The 16,949-nt window shown below is 69.6% G+C and carries 18 protein-coding genes; 16 read left to right on the top strand and 2 right to left on the bottom strand.

Annotation, left to right across the window (positions count from 1 at the left end; translation table 11 throughout):
- Both RUH65_RS11565 and RUH65_RS11560 read right to left on the bottom strand, forming a co-directional pair.
- Positions 1-454 (bottom strand): GNAT family N-acetyltransferase (locus RUH65_RS11565; protein WP_313817580.1); only part of this gene is annotated, 454 nt, incomplete at its 3' end.
- 75 nt (positions 455-529) lie between these two features.
- Positions 530-1,135: a TetR/AcrR family transcriptional regulator gene (locus RUH65_RS11560; protein WP_313817579.1), complete on the bottom strand. Its 606-nt coding sequence runs from the start codon at positions 1,133-1,135 to the stop codon at positions 530-532.
- A gap of 154 nt (positions 1,136-1,289) precedes the next feature.
- Between RUH65_RS11560 and RUH65_RS11555 the strand changes: the two genes are divergently transcribed.
- The 16 genes from RUH65_RS11555 to RUH65_RS11480 all read left to right on the top strand — a co-directional run.
- Positions 1,290-2,480 carry an acyl-CoA dehydrogenase family protein gene (locus RUH65_RS11555; RefSeq protein WP_396180117.1) on the top strand — a complete coding sequence of 397 codons (1,191 nt, stop codon included), beginning with the start codon at positions 1,290-1,292 and terminating at the stop codon, positions 2,478-2,480.
- A gap of 119 nt (positions 2,481-2,599) precedes the next feature.
- The gene (locus tag RUH65_RS11550; protein WP_313817578.1) at positions 2,600-3,016 is read left to right on the top strand and encodes a DUF485 domain-containing protein; all 417 of its coding nucleotides are present in this window, start codon (positions 2,600-2,602) and stop codon (positions 3,014-3,016) included.
- On the top strand, positions 3,013-4,638 hold the full coding sequence (locus RUH65_RS11545; RefSeq protein WP_313817577.1) for a cation acetate symporter: 1,626 nt from the start codon (positions 3,013-3,015) through the stop codon (positions 4,636-4,638). Before RUH65_RS11550 ends, RUH65_RS11545 begins: the two co-directional genes overlap by 4 nt.
- Positions 4,639-4,785: 147 nt before the next feature.
- Positions 4,786-6,009, top strand: a complete 1,224-nt coding sequence (gene dxr, locus RUH65_RS11540; RefSeq protein WP_313817576.1) for a 1-deoxy-D-xylulose-5-phosphate reductoisomerase — start codon at positions 4,786-4,788, stop codon at positions 6,007-6,009.
- Positions 6,003-7,382, top strand: a complete 1,380-nt coding sequence (locus tag RUH65_RS11535) for a site-2 protease family protein (RefSeq protein ID WP_313817575.1) — start codon at positions 6,003-6,005, stop codon at positions 7,380-7,382. Before dxr ends, RUH65_RS11535 begins: the two co-directional genes overlap by 7 nt.
- A gap of 14 nt (positions 7,383-7,396) precedes the next feature.
- Positions 7,397-7,711 (top strand): YciI family protein, encoded by a 315-nt coding sequence (locus RUH65_RS11530; RefSeq protein ID WP_313817574.1) that lies wholly within the window; start codon positions 7,397-7,399, stop codon positions 7,709-7,711.
- Between the two features lie 230 nt (positions 7,712-7,941).
- On the top strand, positions 7,942-8,691 hold the full coding sequence (locus RUH65_RS11525; protein WP_313817573.1) for a hypothetical protein: 750 nt from the start codon (positions 7,942-7,944) through the stop codon (positions 8,689-8,691).
- Between the two features lie 68 nt (positions 8,692-8,759).
- Positions 8,760-9,923, top strand: a complete 1,164-nt coding sequence (ispG, locus tag RUH65_RS11520; RefSeq protein WP_313817581.1) for a flavodoxin-dependent (E)-4-hydroxy-3-methylbut-2-enyl-diphosphate synthase — start codon at positions 8,760-8,762, stop codon at positions 9,921-9,923.
- The gene (locus RUH65_RS11515; RefSeq protein WP_313817572.1) at positions 9,877-10,809 is read left to right on the top strand and encodes a GNAT family N-acetyltransferase; all 933 of its coding nucleotides are present in this window, start codon (positions 9,877-9,879) and stop codon (positions 10,807-10,809) included. Before ispG ends, RUH65_RS11515 begins: the two co-directional genes overlap by 47 nt.
- Before the next feature lie 126 nt (positions 10,810-10,935).
- Positions 10,936-11,796, top strand: coding sequence for a hypothetical protein (locus RUH65_RS11510; RefSeq protein ID WP_313817571.1), 861 nt, complete (start codon positions 10,936-10,938; stop codon positions 11,794-11,796).
- A 124-nt stretch (positions 11,797-11,920) separates the two neighbouring features.
- On the top strand, positions 11,921-13,699 hold the full coding sequence (locus tag RUH65_RS11505; protein ID WP_313817569.1) for a proline--tRNA ligase: 1,779 nt from the start codon (positions 11,921-11,923) through the stop codon (positions 13,697-13,699).
- A gap of 68 nt (positions 13,700-13,767) precedes the next feature.
- Positions 13,768-14,517 (top strand): sulfite exporter TauE/SafE family protein, encoded by a 750-nt coding sequence (locus RUH65_RS11500; protein ID WP_396180119.1) that lies wholly within the window; start codon positions 13,768-13,770, stop codon positions 14,515-14,517.
- An 8-nt stretch (positions 14,518-14,525) separates the two neighbouring features.
- Complete coding sequence (gene rimP, locus RUH65_RS11495; RefSeq protein ID WP_313817567.1) at positions 14,526-15,161, top strand: ribosome assembly cofactor RimP; 636 nt, start codon at positions 14,526-14,528, stop codon at positions 15,159-15,161.
- Complete coding sequence (gene nusA, locus RUH65_RS11490) at positions 15,162-16,127, top strand: transcription termination factor NusA (RefSeq protein WP_313817566.1); 966 nt, start codon at positions 15,162-15,164, stop codon at positions 16,125-16,127.
- Between the two features lie 96 nt (positions 16,128-16,223).
- Positions 16,224-16,535, top strand: a complete 312-nt coding sequence (locus tag RUH65_RS11485) for a YlxR family protein (RefSeq protein ID WP_313817565.1) — start codon at positions 16,224-16,226, stop codon at positions 16,533-16,535.
- Between the two features lie 131 nt (positions 16,536-16,666).
- The coding region (locus tag RUH65_RS11480) for a translation initiation factor IF-2 N-terminal domain-containing protein (protein WP_313817563.1) at positions 16,667-16,949 on the top strand (283 nt) is incomplete at its 3' end.

Raw genomic sequence — 16,949 nt, 5'->3', positions numbered from 1 at the left:
GCATGATGAGCTCGGTGACCACCTCGGACCGCGCGTTGGAGAAGTTCTTGTCCTCGCCCACCACGGAGAAGCCGCGGCGGGTGAGGATCTTCTGCGAGCCGATGTTGTCCGCCGGCACGTGTGCCATCAGGGGGCGGTCCGTGAAGGCCTCCAGCAGGGCATCCACCGCGGAGGTCGTGATGCCCTGGCCCCAGTACTCACGGGCGGTCCAAAAGGAGAGCTCCGGCTCCTCGCCGATGCCGGAGACCACGACGGCCCCGGCGACCTGGCCGTCCTGCTCAATGGTCCGGACCTTCGTGGCGGGGTCCTCGAGCAGCCGGGACCAGTGGTAGTCGAACACGCCGCGGTCCTGGGGACTGCGCGGGGCGAAGGCGGCCATCAGGTTGGCCTCGGGATCCTGCTGGTGCTCAAAGAAGTAGTCCAGGTCCTCGGACCGGACTTCACGAAGTTGCACGGAAATGGTGACCTCCTCGTCACGGGGTGGGGCCTGAACCACGGTGGCCCTCGCTCTCACACTGTACGCGGAATACTAGCGGTCCTCCGATCCCGCCAGGAGCGCGGAGAGCGCCATCTCCTCCAACAGGGTGCGCCGTCCTGGCTGTTCCGAGGGCGAGCGGCGGACCGAATGCGGGGTGGAGTTCACGAGCCCGAGGGCCGCCTGGGTGCGGAAGACCGCGGTGGCGTGGTCCTCGTCCGGGTGCAGCACCTGCAGCTGGCCCGCCCAGACCTCGATGTAGTCCCGTTGGAGCCGGACCACCTCGGCGCGCCCGTCCGGCTCGAGATGGCGCATCTCCCGGCCCTGCACGGCGATCACATCGCGGTGAGACAGGGCGAAGTCCGTCTGGAAACGCACCAGGGCGGCCAGGGCCGCGCGTGCTCCGTCCTCAGCGCCGGCCACCCGGTGGGCACCGTCCAGCAGGTCCTGGCTGACCTGGAGCAGCAGCTCGCCGAGGACGGCGGTCTTGCCCGGGAAATGCCGGTACACCGCCGGACCGCTGATGCCGCAGGCCGCACCCAGGTCCTCGAGCCGGACCGTGGTGAAGCCCCGGTCGGCGAACAGCCGTGCGGCGGCCTCCAGCAGCGATTGTCGGCGATCGGCCTTGGCGGCGGCACGGGCGGTCTGGTCGGAGGTCATGGTGTCCTGGTGATGTCGGCGGGAGGGGCTGAGGTGATGTCGACGGCGGCCTCGGCGACGGCCGGGCGGTCCGGCGGTGGACAGCGAGCACCCGGGGTGCCTACGATCTCATCATTGTTTCAGTTAATCACGATTTACTCAGATGGGACACGCCATGAGCACCACCCCGCACTCCGCCGGTCTGGCCGGACCCGAACTCGACGAGGACTACCGGGACCTGGTCGGCACCGTCCGGGAATTCGCCGATGATGTGGTGGCTCCGGTCTCCGCCGGCCTGGATGCCCGTCATGAGTTCCCCTACGAGATCGTGCGCCAGATGGGGGAGATGGGCCTGTTCGGCCTGCCGTTCCCGGAGGAGTACGGCGGCATGGGCGGTGACTACTTCGCGCTGGCCCTGGCCCTCGAGGAGCTGGGGCGGGTGAACCAGTCCGTGGCCATCACCCTGGAAGCCGGGGTGTCACTGGGGGCGATGCCGGTGTACCGCTTCGGCACCGAGGAGCAGAAGGGCGCGTGGCTTCCGGACCTCGTGACGGCCCGTGCCCTGGCCGGCTTCGGGCTGACCGAACCCAACGGCGGATCGGATGCCGGGGGGACCCAGACCACGGCGACCCTGGCGGATGGCACGTGGACCGTGAATGGGGCCAAGGAGTTCATCACCAACTCCGGCACGGACATCACCCGGCTCGTCACCGTCACGGCGGTGACCGGTAGCCGGGAGGGCCGGGACGGGAGGCCCGCCAAGGAGATCTCCACTCTCCTGGTGCCCTCCGGTACGCCCGGGTTCACCGTGGGCGGGGCCTACGACAAGATGGGCTGGAACTCCTCGGACACCCACCCGCTGTTCTTTGACGGCGTCGAGGTGCCGGAGGCCAACCTCCTGGGCGAGCGGGGCCGCGGCTACGCCAATTTCCTCTCCATCCTGGACGAGGGGCGCATCGCCATCGCCGCCCTGTCCACGGGGGCGGCTCAGGGCTGCGTGGACGAATCGATCGCCTATGCGAAGACCCGGACCGCCTTCGGGCAGGCCATCGGCAAGAACCAGGCCGTGTCCTTCAAGATCGCCCGCATGCAGGCGCGCGCCCACTCGGCCCGGTTGGCGTACTACGAGGCGGCGGCCAGGATGCTGGCGGGCAAGCCGTTCAAGACGGAGGCGGCCATTGCCAAGCTGGTCGCCGGGGAGGCGGCCATGGACAACGCGCGGGATGCCACGCAGGTGTTCGGCGGCTACGGCTTCATGAACGAGTCTCTGGTGGCGCGCCACTACCGCGACTCGAAGATCCTGGAGATCGGCGAGGGCACCACCGAGGTCCAGCTCATGCTGATCGCGCGCTCACTCGGGCTCTGACCTCGGGGGACACCGATACTGGATTTGCGCGAAAGGCTGTGATCTGCATCACTGAGCGCTTAGGATGGCCGGGTCATACTCGCCGGTAGCCTGCGGGCACCACACTGACTGGGGGATACGTGTCTTCAACACCACACCCGGACCTGGCCGACAACGGTCACGTCGATTTCCGCGCCGTTCAGGCCTCGCCACAGTTCCAGGAGCTGCGGAGCACCCACCGCAGCTTCGTCTTCCCGTGGACCGTCGTCTTCATCGTCTGGTACTTCCTGTACGTGATCCTCGCGGCCTACGCCCCCGAGTTCATGTCCATCAAGGTCCTCGGCAACATCAATCTGGGGCTGGTGATCGGGCTCCTGCAATTCGTCTCGACCTTCGTCATCACCGGGCTCTATGTGGCCTTCTCCAACAAGAAGCTGGACCCCAAGTCCACGGCCATCCGCGTGGAACTCGAGGCTCTGGACCCGAGCATCGCCAACCAGAGCCTCTCCGGTTCCGGTGCACCGATCGATGAGCCGACCGACGGAGGCCAGAAGTGAATATCCTTCCGATCCTGACGGCCAGCGCCGAGGGCACCAACGTCGGCGAGCCGTGGCTGAACATCCTGATCTTCGGCCTCTTCGTCGCCATCACCCTCATCATCGTCCTGAGGGCCTCCAAGAACACGAAGACCGCCGCCGACTACTACGCCGGCGGCCGATCGTTCACCGGGACCCAGAACGGCACCGCCATTGCCGGAGACTATCTCTCGGCCGCGTCCTTCCTCGGCATTGTGGGAGCCATCGCCATCAACGGCTACGACGGCTTCCTCTACTCGATCGGCTTCCTCGTGGCCTGGCTCGTGGCGTTGCTCCTGGTGGCCGAATTGCTGCGCAACACCGGCAAGTTCACCATGGCGGACGTGCTGTCCTTCCGCCTCCGGCAGCGGCCGGTCCGCATCGCGGCGGCGCTCGCGACCCTGATGGTCTGCCTCTTCTACCTGCTGGCCCAGATGGCCGGCGCCGGAGCGCTCGTCTCCCTGCTGCTGGGCATCGACGAGCGGCTGGGCCAGTCCGTGGTCATCGCGATCGTGGGCGCGCTGATGATCGTCTACGTGCTCGTGGGCGGCATGAAGGGCACCACCTGGGTCCAGATCATCAAGGCCTGCCTGCTGATCGCCGGTGCCTTCATCATGACCATCTGGGTCTTGGCGCTGTTCGGATTCAACTTCTCCGCCCTGCTCGGTGCGGCCGTGGAGCTCAGCCCGGAGGGTGAGGCCATCCTCGACCCCGGCCTGCAGTACGGTCTCAGTGAGGTCACCAAGCTCGACTTCCTGTCCCTGGGCCTGGCCCTCGTGCTCGGCACCGCCGGCCTGCCCCATGTGCTGATGCGCTTCTACACGGTGCCGACCGCCAAAGAGGCCCGCAAGTCCGTGGTCTGGGCGATCGTGCTGATTGGCGCCTTCTACCTGTTCACCCTGGTGCTGGGCTACGGCGCCGGCGCCCTCATCGGCCCGGAGCGGATCGAGAACGCGCCGGGCGGCGTGAACTCGGCGGCACCGCTGCTGGCATTCGAACTCGGTGGACCGCTGTTGCTGGGCCTGATCTCGGCCGTCGCCTTCGCGACCATCCTCGCGGTGGTGGCGGGCCTGACGATCACCGCGGCCGCGTCGTTCGCACACGACATCTACGCGAACGTCCTGGCCAAGGGCAAGACCAGCCCGGAGAAGGAGGTCAAGATCGCCCGCCGCACCGTGGTGGTCATCGGCGTCCTGGCGATCATCGGTGGCATCGGTGCCCAAGGGCAGAACGTCGCCTTCCTGGTGGCACTCGCGTTCGCGGTCGCCGCGTCCGCCAACCTGCCCACCATCCTGTACTCGCTGTTCTGGAAGGGCTTCACCACTCAGGGCGCCCTGTGGTCGATGTACGGCGGCCTGGGTGCCGCGATCCTGCTGATCGTCTTCTCCCCGGTGATGTCCGGCACGGAGACGTCCATGATCGTCGGCGCCGACTTCGCCTGGTTCCCGCTGAAGAACCCCGGCATCGTCTCCATCCCCCTCGCCTTCCTCCTCGGATTCATCGGCTCCAAGCTGGACAAGCGCACCGAGAACCCGGAGAAGCAGGCCGAGATGGAGGTGCGTTCCCTGACCGGCGTCGGCGCCGAGAAGGCGGTGGACCACTAACCCAGCCCGGAACCGTGGGGGCTCTTGCCCCCAGGGGGTGCGGGCAGGGAGAGGCGGTACGCTCAGTACCGCCTCTCCCTGCCCGCACTCGCTCTCAGGCTCCCAGGGATGCAGTGACCTCCCAGTTCGTCCGGCCATAATGGACCGGTGACTTCCGAACCGCTGTACCTGCCCGACGCTGGCCCCACCAGCATCCGCCGCGTCACCCTGATCGGTTCCACCGGCTCGATCGGGACCCAGGGACTCGAGGTCATCGCCTCTGCCCCGGATCGTTTCACCGTCGCCGGACTGTCCGGCGGTTCCAACACCGCCCTCCTGGCACGCCAGGCCGTGGAGACGGGCGCCGGCGCGGTCGGCAGCGCCACCGCCACCACCGCGGAGCTCGCCGAGGCCATCGCCGCCGCCGCCCAGCAGGCCGGGGTACCCACACCCTCCCCGGAGTTGTTCTCCGGGCCTGCCGCGGCGGCCGAGGTCGCCGCCTGGGAGGGCGCCGACGTCGTCCTCAACGGGATCACCGGCTCCATCGGCCTGACCCCCACGCTCGCGGCGCTGCGCGCCGGCCATCTGCTCGCGCTGGCCAACAAGGAGTCCCTCATCGTCGGCGGGGCCCTCGTCAAGCAGGCCGCGGCCCCGGGCCAGCTCGTCCCGGTCGACTCCGAGCACTCCGCACTGGCCCAGGCCCTGCGCTCCGGGACCGCCGGGGAGGTCCGGCGCCTGGTGGTCACCGCCTCCGGTGGACCGTTCCGCGGCCGGAACCGGGATCAGCTCGCCGGGGTCACCCCGGCCGAGGCCTTGGCCCACCCCACCTGGGACATGGGCAAGGTCGTCACCACCAACTCGGCCTCCATGGTGAACAAGGCCCTCGAGGTGATCGAGGCGCACCTGCTCTTCGACCTTCCGCTGGACCGGATCGACGTGGTCGTGCACCCGCAGTCGATCGTCCACTCGATGGTCGAGTTCACGGACGGCTCCACGATCGCCCAGGCCTCCTTGCCAGACATGCGACTGCCCATCGCCCTCGGCCTCGGCTGGCCCCACCGCGTGCCCGGCTCCGTCCCGGGCCTGGACTGGACGCGGGCCGCGACGTGGACCTTCGAACCCCTGGACGAGGACGCCTTCCCCTCGGTGCGGCTCGCCAAGGAGGCGGCCGGCGCCTCCACCACGCACATGGCCGTCTACAACGCCGCGAACGAGGAAGCCGTGGAGGCCTTCCACGCCGGCCGGATCGGCTTCACCGACATCGTGGACACCGTTCGCGCCGTCGTGGGGGACTATGACCCGGACGCCGTGCTGGCCGGCCAGGACCTGAGTGTCGAGGCGCTCGTGGCCGCCGAACAGTGGGCCCGCACCGCAGCACAGGGACGGTGGTGACGGTGGAGATCCTCTGGTTCATCATCGGCGTCCTCGCCGTGGCCGTCGGCATCGCCCTGTCGATCGCCCTGCACGAGGTGGGGCACCTGGTGCCCGCCAAGCTCTTCGGCGTCCGCGTCACGCAGTACATGGTCGGGTTCGGCCCCACCGTGTTCTCCCGCAAGAAGGGGGAGACGGAGTACGGGGTGAAGGCCGTCCCGCTGGGCGGCTACGTCTCCATGGTCGGGATGTACCCTCCGGAGCACCCCGAACAGGGCGAACGGCCGCGCAGCGCCAGTACCGGCCTGTTCCAGCAGATGGCCACCGACGCCCGGCAGATGTCCGCCGAGGAACTCCGGCCGGGGGACGAGAAGCGCACGTTCATCTCACTGCCGGTGTGGAAGCGAATCGTCATCATGCTCGGTGGGCCGTTCATGAATCTCGTCATCGCGTTCGCCCTGACGGCCATCCTCGTGACCACCACGGGGGTGGCCACCGCCACGACCACCGTCTCCGAGGTGTTCAAGTGCGTGCTCCCGGCCGCCGTCCAGCAGGAGCGGGCCGCCGGCGACGCAGCAGGTGAAGGTGGCACGGAGGCCTGCCGGCCCGGGGATCCGGCCGCGCCCGCCTTCGAAGCCGGGCTGGAACCCGGGGACACCATCACCGCCTTCAACGGCCGCCCCGTGGACGACTGGGATGAGCTGTCCTCAGCCATCCGCGAGCGGGCGGGCGAGCCCACCGCCATCACGTGGGAACGTGACGGGGCCGAGCAGTCCGGGACCATCACCCCGAAGCTGACCGAGCGGCCGGTCGCCGATTCCAGCGGCCGGGCGCAGACGAACCGCGACGGCAGCGCCCAGACGGAGGACGTCGGCTTCGTCGGGATGGGCTCCGAGGTCCAGAACGTGCCGCAGCCGGTCACCGAGACCTTCCCGGTGATGGGGCAGCAGCTGAAGGCGACCGCCGACGTCGTGGTGGTGCTGCCTGTGAAGCTCTGGGAGACGGCTGTCGCCGTCTTCGGCCCGGAGGAGCGCGATCCCAACGGGCCGATGTCCGTGGTGGGCGTGGGCCGCATCGCCGGTGAGGCCGCCGCCCTGGAGGACGTGCCGCTGGCGGACAAGGCCTCCCTGCTGCTCTCCCTGGTCGCCGGGGTCAACGTGGCTCTGATGGTATTCAACCTCATCCCCCTGCTGCCACTGGACGGCGGTCACGTGGCTGGGGCGCTGTGGGAGGCACTCCGCCGCGGGTGGGCCAAGCTGACCCGGCGCCGGGATCCCGGGGTCTTCGACATCGCCAAGCTCCTGCCGTTGACCTACGTGGTCGGGATCGCCCTGCTCGGGATGGGCCTGTTGCTGATCGTGGCGGACATCGTGGATCCCATCCGGATCTTCTGACTTAGGCTGGCCACATGGCTGACCCACAGAAGATCTTCGCCGTCCAGTACAACTACGTCCCCGGACTCGGCGACCAGCGCGACGTGCACCGCGCAGCCCACCGTGACTTCCTCGCCTCCCTGGGCACGGCCATGGTGGCCGCGGGTGCCTATGTGGACGATCCGACGGCGGCCCTGCTGCTCGTCCGGTCCGAGACGGACGAGAGCGTCCGGGATCTGCTGGCCGGCGACCCCTTCCAGCAGCACGGCCTGATCGCCTCCACCGATGTCCACGAGTGGTCGTGCGCGGTCGGTGACCAGGCGGCCGCCCTCCGCGGGAACGGGGCCTGAGCATCGAACGCCGCCGCGTCCTGACGTCCCTGGCCGGGCTCACCGCCGTCGGCGCCGCCGCGGCCCTGACCGCCTGCAGCCCCGGCCCGCAACCGGGCGCCGGTGGGCCGACCGGCTTGGGTGCGGCGCCGTCGTCGGGCACCCCGACCCCGACCCCGAGTCCCACGCCCACTCCGACGCCGACCCCGGAGCTTCCCGGCGGGGGGACCACCCTGTTCCCGGGCCGCCGCATGGTGGCGCTGTACGGCTCGCCCGGGACCGGCTCTCTGGGCCTGCTGGGTGAGCAGGACGTGGACGGTGCCCTGGAGCGGGCCGCCGCCCTGGCCGCGGACTACCAGCCCTTCAGCGAGGAGCCGGTGATCCCGGCCTTCGAGATCATCTCCACCGTGGCGACCTCGTCTCCGGGCCCCACGGGGGACTACACCTCCTACGTGGACCGGGACCGGCTCGCCGACTGGGTCGAGGCCGCCGGCAAGGCGGACACCTACGTGGTCCTGGACCTGCAACCCGGGACCCAGGACTTCACCACCCAGGCGCAGGCCTTCGAGGACCTGCTGCTGCACCCGCACGTGGGACTGGCGCTGGACCCGGAATGGCGGTTGCAGCCCGGCCAGCGTCACATGGAGCAGATCGGGCAGGTCCCCGCCACGGAGGTCAATGAGACCACCGCCTGGCTCGCCGAGCTCGTGGCCGAGCACGATCTGCCGGAGAAGCTCGTGATCCTGCACCAGTTCCAGGCCCGGATGATCCCGGACCGGCAGGACGTGCAGGCTCGGGATGGACTGGTGCTCATGGTGCATGCGGACGGCAACGGGTCCGCGGAACAAAAGCAGGGGACGTGGCGTTCGCTGAAGAAGGACCTGCCGTATGGGATGCGCCTGGGGTGGAAGAACTTCATCGACGAGGACTCGCCGACCTTCACCCCGGAGCGGACCATGACGGAGGTCTCACCCCAGCCCTGGTTCGTCTCGTACCAGTAGACTGGGGCGAACGGAACCCCCGTACCCCGATCAGCCCACAGGAGTCGTCAGTGCCCGTCAGTCTTGGCATGCCCGCCGCACCACCGCCCGTCCTGGCACCTCGCCGCAAGACGAGGCAGTTGCAGGTGGGCCGAGTGGGGGTGGGCTCGGAGCACCAGGTCTCGGTGCAGACGATGACCACCACGAAGACGCATGACATCGGCGCCACCCTTCAGCAGATCGCCGAGCTCACCGCGGCCGGCTGCGACATCGTCCGGGTGGCCTGCCCCACGGACAAGGACGCCGAGGCGCTGAAGGTGATCGCGCAGCAGTCCACCATCCCGGTGATCGCGGACATCCACTTCCAGCCGAAGTACGTGTTCGCCGCGATCGAGGCCGGTTGTGGCGCCGTGCGGGTGAACCCCGGCAACATCCGGAAGTTCGACGACCAGGTCAAGGAGATCGCCCAGGCCGCCTCGGACCACGGCACCTCCATCCGGATCGGCGTCAACGCGGGTTCGCTGCACCCCGACCTGCTCAAGAAGTACGGCAGGGCCACCCCGGAGGCGCTCGTCGAGTCCGCCGTGTGGGAGGCCTCCCTGTTCGAGGAGCACGGGTTCCGTGACTTCAAGATCTCCGTCAAGCACAACGACCCGGTGATCATGGCCCGCGCCTACGAGCTGCTGGCCGAACAGGGCGACTGGCCGCTGCACCTCGGCGTCACCGAGGCCGGGCCCGCCTTCCAGGGCACCATCAAGTCCGCCAGCGCCTTCGGTTATCTCCTCGGCAAGGGCATCGGTGACACGATCCGCGTCTCCCTGTCCGCCCCGCCGGTCGAGGAGGTCAAGGTCGGGCTGCAGATTCTGCAGTCGTTGAACCTGCGTGAGCGCCGCTTGGACATCGTGTCCTGCCCCTCCTGCGGCCGTGCCCAGGTGGACGTGTACTCCCTGGCCGAAGAGGTCACCGAGGGCCTCAAGGACCTCACGGTCCCGTTGCGGGTGGCCGTCATGGGCTGCGTGGTCAACGGGCCGGGGGAGGCCCGCGAGGCCGATCTCGGCGTGGCCTCCGGCAACGGCAAGGGCCAGATCTTCATCAAGGGTGAGGTCGTCAAGACGGTGCCGGAGGACGAGATCGTGGAGACGCTGCTGTTCGAGGCCCGTCGGATCGCGGCCGAGTCCGGCCTGGAGGAAAGCAGCGAGGGTACTGATGGTCAGAATCCTGTCCAGGGCCCGCCCGTGGTCTCCGTCTCCTGACGACGTCGTCCGCCGGGCCACCGGCGGGGCCGTCCGGGTCCTGAACCACGCCGACACCACGGCCCTCACGGCCCTGGCGGCCGCAGACCCGGTGGCGAATTGCTTCGTGGAGTCCATCCTCGAGAAGGGGCGTGACGCCACGCCGGCCCACTCCGGGGGACCCCTCTTCCTCGGCATCTTCACCCAGGCGACTCCGGCGACCGCGGGGCGCCCGGCCGAGCTGGAGGCCGCCTGCTGGGTGGGTGCCAATGTGGTCCCCGTCGGCGCGACCGCCGAGGCCGGTGCCCTGTTCGGGGTGGCGCTGACCGCCCTGCACCGCCGCTTCGCCTCCGTGTACGGTCCCCGCGAGGCGGTGTTGCCCCTCTGGGACGAGCTGTCCCGGGGGCCGCAACGGGCCCGCCAGATTCGCGACGATCAGCCGCTCATGGTCCTGAGCGGCCGCCCGGCGGTGGAGCCCTCGCCCAGCGTACGTCCGGCCCGCCCGGAGGAGTTCCCCGTGGTGCTGCCCGCCTGCGTGGCGATGTTCGAGGAGGAACTCGGATTCTCGCCCCTGCAGAACGGGGCGGTGCAGTACCGGTTGCGGGTGGAGGACCTGATCCGCAACGGGTGGTCGCTGGTGGACCTCGACGGCGCCGGCCGGGTCCGCTTCAAGGCCGATCTCGGTGTGGTCTCCGCCAGCTGCACGCAGATCCAGGGGGTGTGGGTGGAGCCGAGCCAGCGCGGACAGGGCCTGGCCGCACCGTCCGTGGCCGCCGTGACGGAGTACGCCCGGCAGACGGCACCGCTGGTGAGCCTCTACGTCAACGGATTCAACACCGTCGCCCTGCGCACCTACCGCACCGTGGGGTTCGAGCAGGTCGGCACCTTCGCCACCGTCCTGTTGTAGGCCCCGCGATCCTGTGCCCCGGTCGTGGGCGCTTGACCTATGCTTTCCCTAGCTCCTGTCCGTCCGACCAGCCCGTGCGGCCCGGCGTTGACGGAGCCACCAGCATCAGCTAAGAGGGGACAGGACATGAACCGCCAGCACACCCGATTCCGTGCCACGACTCTGCCGGCGACCGTGGGCATCGGACTGCTCACCCTCTCCCTGGCCGCCTGCGGCGGCTCCGGGGGCGAGGGAGAAGAATCCAGCGCTCCGGCCAGCAGCGGCACCGCGAGCGAGGCCAGCGTGTCCGCCACGCCGTCGGCCACGGAGGACGCCACGGCGGGGGCCTCCGCCTCCACGTCCCCGAATGCGTCGTCCAGTGAGGACGCCGCGGCCGCCGGCGGCGTCGAGGCAGCCCTGAAGGCCGTGCTCGGCGAGGGCACCCAGATCGTGACCGGCGCCCAGCTCGAGGAATTGCAGCAGTCCAGCCAGGGCCTGGCCGAGGGCATCACCGTCACCCCGGCCGAATGCGGTCCGGAGGGACAGGACGCGGCCACCGGCGAGCTGCCGGAGGGCACGGAATTGACCGGCGGCGTGGTCGTGGAGACCACCGAGACCGGCGGGGCCAACTCGGACATGCTCAGCGTGTCCGTGTACCCGGATGCCGCCGCGGCCACCGAGGGCATGGCCGCCTTCGAGGAGTTCGCCGCCGCCTGCCCGAGCTACTCCCTGGAGATGGGCGAGGGGCTCAACGCCGAGGCCACCATGACGGTGGAGGACATCGAGGCCGAGGGGGACGCCGCCCTGGCCATCACCATCGGCACCACCGTTGACATCGAAGGCGCCTCGCTGCCCGCCGGAACCGGCGACAGCACCTCCACCACCGTGTACGTCCAGGACGGCGAGCGGCTGATCAGCTACGCCGGGACAGCGGCCGGCGGTGAGCCGAAGACGGCCGCCGAGGGCGTGGAGCTCATCGACGCCCTGCGCGCCGAGCTCGGCGGCTGAACCAGCCCCGGCCTCATCCCGGCCGCCTGGCACCCCAGTCGCTCAGCCGCGCGGCCGTCCAGCAGTCCCTCCGCACCATCCCGGCAGCACCCCAGCCATCCAGCACCACCGATCGGAGCCCGAAGTGCCCCTGCGCATGTCCACCCTGTTCCTCCGCACCCTGCGTGACGACCCGGCCGACGCCGAGGTGGCCAGCCACAAGCTGCTCGTCCGCGCCGGCTACATCCGGCGTTCCGGTCCGGGGGCCTACACGTGGCTGCCGCTGGGGCTGCGCGTGAAGAACCGGGTCGAGCAGATCGTGCGCGAGGAGATGGACGCGATCGGCGGTCAGGAGGTCCAGTTCCCGGCGCTGCTGCCCAAGGAGCCCTACGAGGCCACCGGTCGCTGGGAGGAGTACGGTGACGCCCTGTTCCGCGTCCAGGACCGCAAGGGGGCGGACTTCCTGCTGGCCCCCACGCATGAGGAGATGTTCACCCTCCTGGTCAAGGACCACTACTCCTCCTACAAGGACCTGCCGGCATACCTGTACCAGATCCAGACCAAGTTCCGGGACGAGGCCAGGCCGCGCGCCGGCCTGTTGCGCGTGCGAGAGTTCATCATGAAGGACTCCTACTCGTTCACCGTGGACGACGCCGGCCTGGACCAGGCCTACGCCGACCACCGCGGCGCCTACCTGAGGATCTTCGACCGCCTGGGCCTGGCCGTCGTCCCCGTCCAGGCCCAGGCGGGGGCCATGGGCGGCTCTCGCTCCGAGGAGTTCCTGCACCCCTCACCGATCGGTGAGGACACCTTCGTGGAGTCCGACGGCGGCTTCCGGGCCAACGTCGAGGCCGTCACCACGGTGGCCCCCGCGCCGTTGGACGAGACGGCACTCGCCGGCCTGCCGCCGGCCCAGGTGCGGGACACCCCGGACTCGACGACGATCGCCACCCTGGTCGACGTCTCCAACCAGTTGATGCCCCGCGAGGGGCACGCCTGGGAGGCCGCGGACACCCTCAAGTGCGTCGTGCTCACGGCCGTGCTGGACGGCAACGAGCGCCGGCAGTTCATCGTGGCCGTCCCCGGCGACCGGGATGTGGACCTCAAGCGACTGGAGGCCGGCATCGGCGAGCTGCTCGAAGTGGCCGGCGAGCCTGGTGTCGAGCAGGCCACCGAGGCGGACCTCGCCCGGCACCCATCCCTGGTCAAGGGCTACATCGGTCCCGGCAACGAATCCGGCCTGCCGTTCTTCGTGGACCCGCGCATCGTCACCGGCACCGCCTGGATCACCGGCGCCAACGCCCTGCAACAGCATGTGTTCGGGCTGGTGGCCGGGCGTGACTTCCAGTGGGACGGCGTCATCGAGGCCACCGAGGTGCGGGACGGCGATCCGGCCCCGAACGGATCCGGCCCCCTGCACACCCGCCGCGGCATCGAGATGGGGCACATCTTCCAGCTCGGCCGCAAGTATGCCGAGGCCCTCGACCTCAAGGTCCTGGACCAGAACGGCAAGCAGGTCGTGGTGACCATGGGTTCCTACGGCATCGGCGTCACCCGCGCCGTCGCCGCCCTGGCCGAGTCCCACCACGATGAGAAGGGCCTCGCGTGGCCCCGCGCCGTCGCCCCCGCGGACGTGCACGTGGTGGCCACCGGCAAGGGCGAGGAGATCTTTGCCGCCGCCGAGCAGCTCGTCGGCGACCTCGAGGCCCAGGGACTGAGCGTGCTGTACGACGACCGCAAGAAGGTCTCGGCCGGCGTGAAATTCTCGGACGTCGAGCTCGTCGGCATCCCCACCTCCGTGGTCGTCGGCCGCGGTCTCGCCGACGGGGTGGTCGAGGTCAAGGACCGGGCCACGGGCGAGGCCCAGGACGTGGAGGTCTCCGGCGCCGCGGCCGTGATCGCCGGCCTCGTCCGCTCCGCCTAGGCCGTCGGCAGCATGGAAACACGACCGTGCTGACCGGCCTCGAGGACATCACCGCGGCCACCCTCGTCATGGTCCTCCTGGCCGGTCTCGCCGCCGGGTGGATCGACGCGGTGGTGGGCGGGGGAGGACTGCTCCAATTGCCCGTGCTGCTCATGGTCCCGGGCATCACCCCGGTCCAGGCGCTGGCCACGAACAAGCTGGGCTCCGTCTTCGGGACTACCACCAGCGCCATCACCTACTACCGGCGCATCCACCCGGACCTGAGCACCGCCCTGCCCATGGCGGTGGTCGCCCTGGGAGGCAGCTTCGGGGGCGCGATCGTCGCCACCCTGCTGCCCGCCGAGGTCATCAAGCCCGTCATCCTGCTGGCCCTGGTGGTCGTGGCCGTCTTCACGGCGGCCAGGCCCCAGCTGGGCCGTGACACGGGGCTGCGCTACGAGGGCCGGCGCCATCTGGCCGTGGCGTTGCTCATCGGGGCCGTCATCGGTTTCTACGACGGGGTCCTCGGGCCGGGCACCGGGACGTTCCTGGTGATCTCCCTGGTGGCGATCCTCGGCTACACCTTCCTGCAAGGCTCGGCGCAGGCGAAGATCGTGAACCTGTTCACCAACCTCGGTGCCATCGCCTTCTTCCTGCCCTCCGGCCACATCCTCCTCGGACTGGGCCTCGTCCTGGGGGTGGCGAACATGATCGGCGGCTACCTCGGGGCCCGGATGGCCATCCGGCGCGGCTCGGGCTTCATCCGGATCGTGTTCCTCGTGGTGGTGTTCGTCCTGATCGTCAAACTCGGTTACGACTTTGTTGCCGACTGGGCTTGAATGGACCCATGCACGACGCCACCGAACACACTGAACGCACACCATTGGCCGCTCTGGTCGCCCCCGCCGTGGAGTCCACCGGCCTGCACTTCGAGGCGGCCACGGTGGGGGGCGAGCCGAATCAGCTGGTCTTGACGGTCGTCGTGGACCACGCCGATGGCACCGCCGGGCTGGACCTGGACGAGGTCGCCGAGGTGGCCCTGGCCATCTCCGCCGCGCTCGATGCGGCGGGGGCCGACCTGCCGGAGCTCGGAATCGAGCCGTACCAGCTCGAGGTGTCCTCCCCGGGCGTCGAGCGACCCTTGACGGAGCCGCGGCATTGGCGCCGCAACGTCGGTCGGCTGGTCACGGTCGAGGTCCGGCCCGACGACGGCCCGTCACCCTCGCCGACCACCTCACCCACCGCTTCGACCGAGGCGTCCGCCCCGACGCCGACCGGTCGGCTGACCGGACGCATCCAGTCCGCCGACGAGGCCGGCGTCGTGCTGGTACCGGTCAAGCCGGGGGCGAAGAAGGGGATGCCCGCGAAGATCGGCGATCCGGTCCGGCACGACTACGGCCGCCTGGGGCCGGCCACGGTGCAGGTAGAGTTGACCCGCGGCGGCGGAAGTGCTGCCGATGAAGAACTGAATTCGGAGGCCTGAGTGGACATCGACATGAGCGCCCTGCGGATGCTGGAGACCGAGCGTGAGATCCCACTGGACCGCCTCGTGCCCACCATCGAACAGGCTTTGGTGGTTGCGTACCACAAGTCACCGGGTGCCCTGTCCCGGGCCCGCGCGGAGATCGACCGCAAATCCGGCCACGTGACCATCTGGGCCACCGAGATCGACGAGGACGGCCAGGCAGTCGGCGAGTTCGACGACACCCCGCAGGGATTCGGCCGGATCGCGGCGTCCACGGCCCGGCAGATCATCCTCCAGCGACTGCGTGACGTCGAGGACGACAACATCCTGGGACAGTTCAAAGGCCGCGAGGGCGAGATCATCTCCGGGCTGATCCAGCAGGGCACCAATCCGCACATGATCCAGGTGAATCTGGGCTCGGTCGAGGCCGTCCTGCCGCCGCCGGAGCAGGTCCCGGGCGAGGACTACTCCCACGGCCAGCGCCTGCGCGCCTACGTGGTGGCCGTGAGCCGAGGGCTCAAGGGGCCTTCGATCACCCTCTCGCGCTCCCACCCGGGGCTGGTCCGCAAGCTGTTCGAACTGGAGGTCCCCGAGATCGCCGACGGCTCCGTGGAGATCCTCGCCCTCGCCCGAGAGGCCGGACACCGGACCAAGATGGCCGTCAAGGCCACCAAGGCCGGCATCAACGCCAAGGGTGCCTGCATCGGCGAGATGGGCTCCCGGGTCCGCGCCGTGATGAGCGAGTTGAACGACGAGAAGATCGACATCGTCGACTTCAGCGAGAGTCCGGCAGCGTTCATCTCCTCCGCCCTGTCCCCGGCGCGGGTCAGCTCGGTGGAGATCGTGGACGAGGCCACCCGGTCGGCTCGCGTGGTCGTTCCGCGGGACGTGCTCTCGCTGGCCATCGGCAAGGAGGGGCAGAACGCCCGTCTGGCCGCCAAGCTGACCGGCTGGCGGATCGATATCTCCGGCGAAGAGGCCTGAGCCCGGACCGGTGGCCGCAGCCTGCTGGCCCACCGGACCGACTGAGGTAGACTGGCCAGGTCCATTTCCATTTCCTTGACGGAACAGGCTCCTCGAATGCAGGCACACACCCCGGTGCGCACCTGCGTCGGGTGCCGAGGGAAAGAGGACCACACCAAGCTGGTGCGACTGGCGCTGGAGGTACTCACGAGTCCCGGACTCGTGGTTCCCGACTGGCGCCGGCGCAAGCCGGGCCGAGGGGCCTGGATCCACCCGGATCACGCTTGCCTGCAGACCGCCCTGAAGAGGGGCGCATTCAACCGGGCCTTCCGAGGCCGTGTGGATGCGACCTCCCTGGCCGGACTGTTCGCCGGGCATCCGGATGCACCGGTGTTGAAGACCGAGAACGAAAGCGGGTCAGAGATCTGATGGAAACCCGATGAGCACCACACGATGAGTGCCCAACGATGAACACCACCCGTCATTACGGTCCGCTTGACACGGCCCGGGGGAGCTGAGGCTCCCCTCCAGGCCACGACGCGGACCAGAACAGGAGAACCGTGGCTAAGGTCCGCGTCCACGAGCTCGCCAAAGAGCTCGGCATTTCATCCAAGGAGGCCCTGAACAAGCTTCAGGACATGGGCGAATTCGTTCGTTCCGCCTCCTCGACCATCGAACCCCCGGTGGTCAAGAAGCTGCGTTCCGCTTATGCGGACGCCGCACCGAAGACTCCCTCCAAGCCGGCCGTCCCCGCGGCCGAGAAGCCGGCCGCGCCTGCCTCCCCGGCAGCAGAGAAGCCCGCCGCTCCGGCCGCCGCCCAGCCCGCGGCAGCCGCTCCGGCAC

The organism is Citricoccus sp. (assembly GCF_032154715.1).
Classification (GTDB): Bacteria; Actinomycetota; Actinomycetes; order Actinomycetales; family Micrococcaceae; genus Citricoccus.
Note: the sequence above shows the minus strand (reverse complement) of the source record. Positions and strands in the feature narration are given on the sequence as shown.

Excerpts from the sequence above, each read along its gene's own strand:
- RUH65_RS11510 (WP_313817571.1), top strand. The coding sequence starts at position 10,936 with ATGAACCGCCAGCACACCCGATTCCGTGCCACGACTCTGCCGGCGACC.
- RUH65_RS11485 (WP_313817565.1), top strand. The coding sequence starts at position 16,224 with ATGCAGGCACACACCCCGGTGCGCACCTGCGTCGGGTGCCGAGGGAAA.
- RUH65_RS11560 (WP_313817579.1), bottom strand. The coding sequence starts at position 1,135 with ATGACCTCCGACCAGACCGCCCGTGCCGCCGCCAAGGCCGATCGCCGA.
- rimP (WP_313817567.1), top strand. The coding sequence starts at position 14,526 with ATGCACGACGCCACCGAACACACTGAACGCACACCATTGGCCGCTCTG.
- RUH65_RS11525 (WP_313817573.1), top strand. The coding sequence starts at position 7,942 with ATGGTGGCGCTGTACGGCTCGCCCGGGACCGGCTCTCTGGGCCTGCTG.
- RUH65_RS11500 (WP_396180119.1), top strand. The coding sequence starts at position 13,768 with ATGGTCCTCCTGGCCGGTCTCGCCGCCGGGTGGATCGACGCGGTGGTG.
- RUH65_RS11530 (WP_313817574.1), top strand. The coding sequence starts at position 7,397 with ATGGCTGACCCACAGAAGATCTTCGCCGTCCAGTACAACTACGTCCCC.
- RUH65_RS11515 (WP_313817572.1), top strand. The coding sequence starts at position 9,877 with ATGGTCAGAATCCTGTCCAGGGCCCGCCCGTGGTCTCCGTCTCCTGAC.
- ispG (WP_313817581.1), top strand. The coding sequence starts at position 8,760 with ATGCCCGCCGCACCACCGCCCGTCCTGGCACCTCGCCGCAAGACGAGG.
- RUH65_RS11555 (WP_396180117.1), top strand. The coding sequence starts at position 1,290 with ATGAGCACCACCCCGCACTCCGCCGGTCTGGCCGGACCCGAACTCGAC.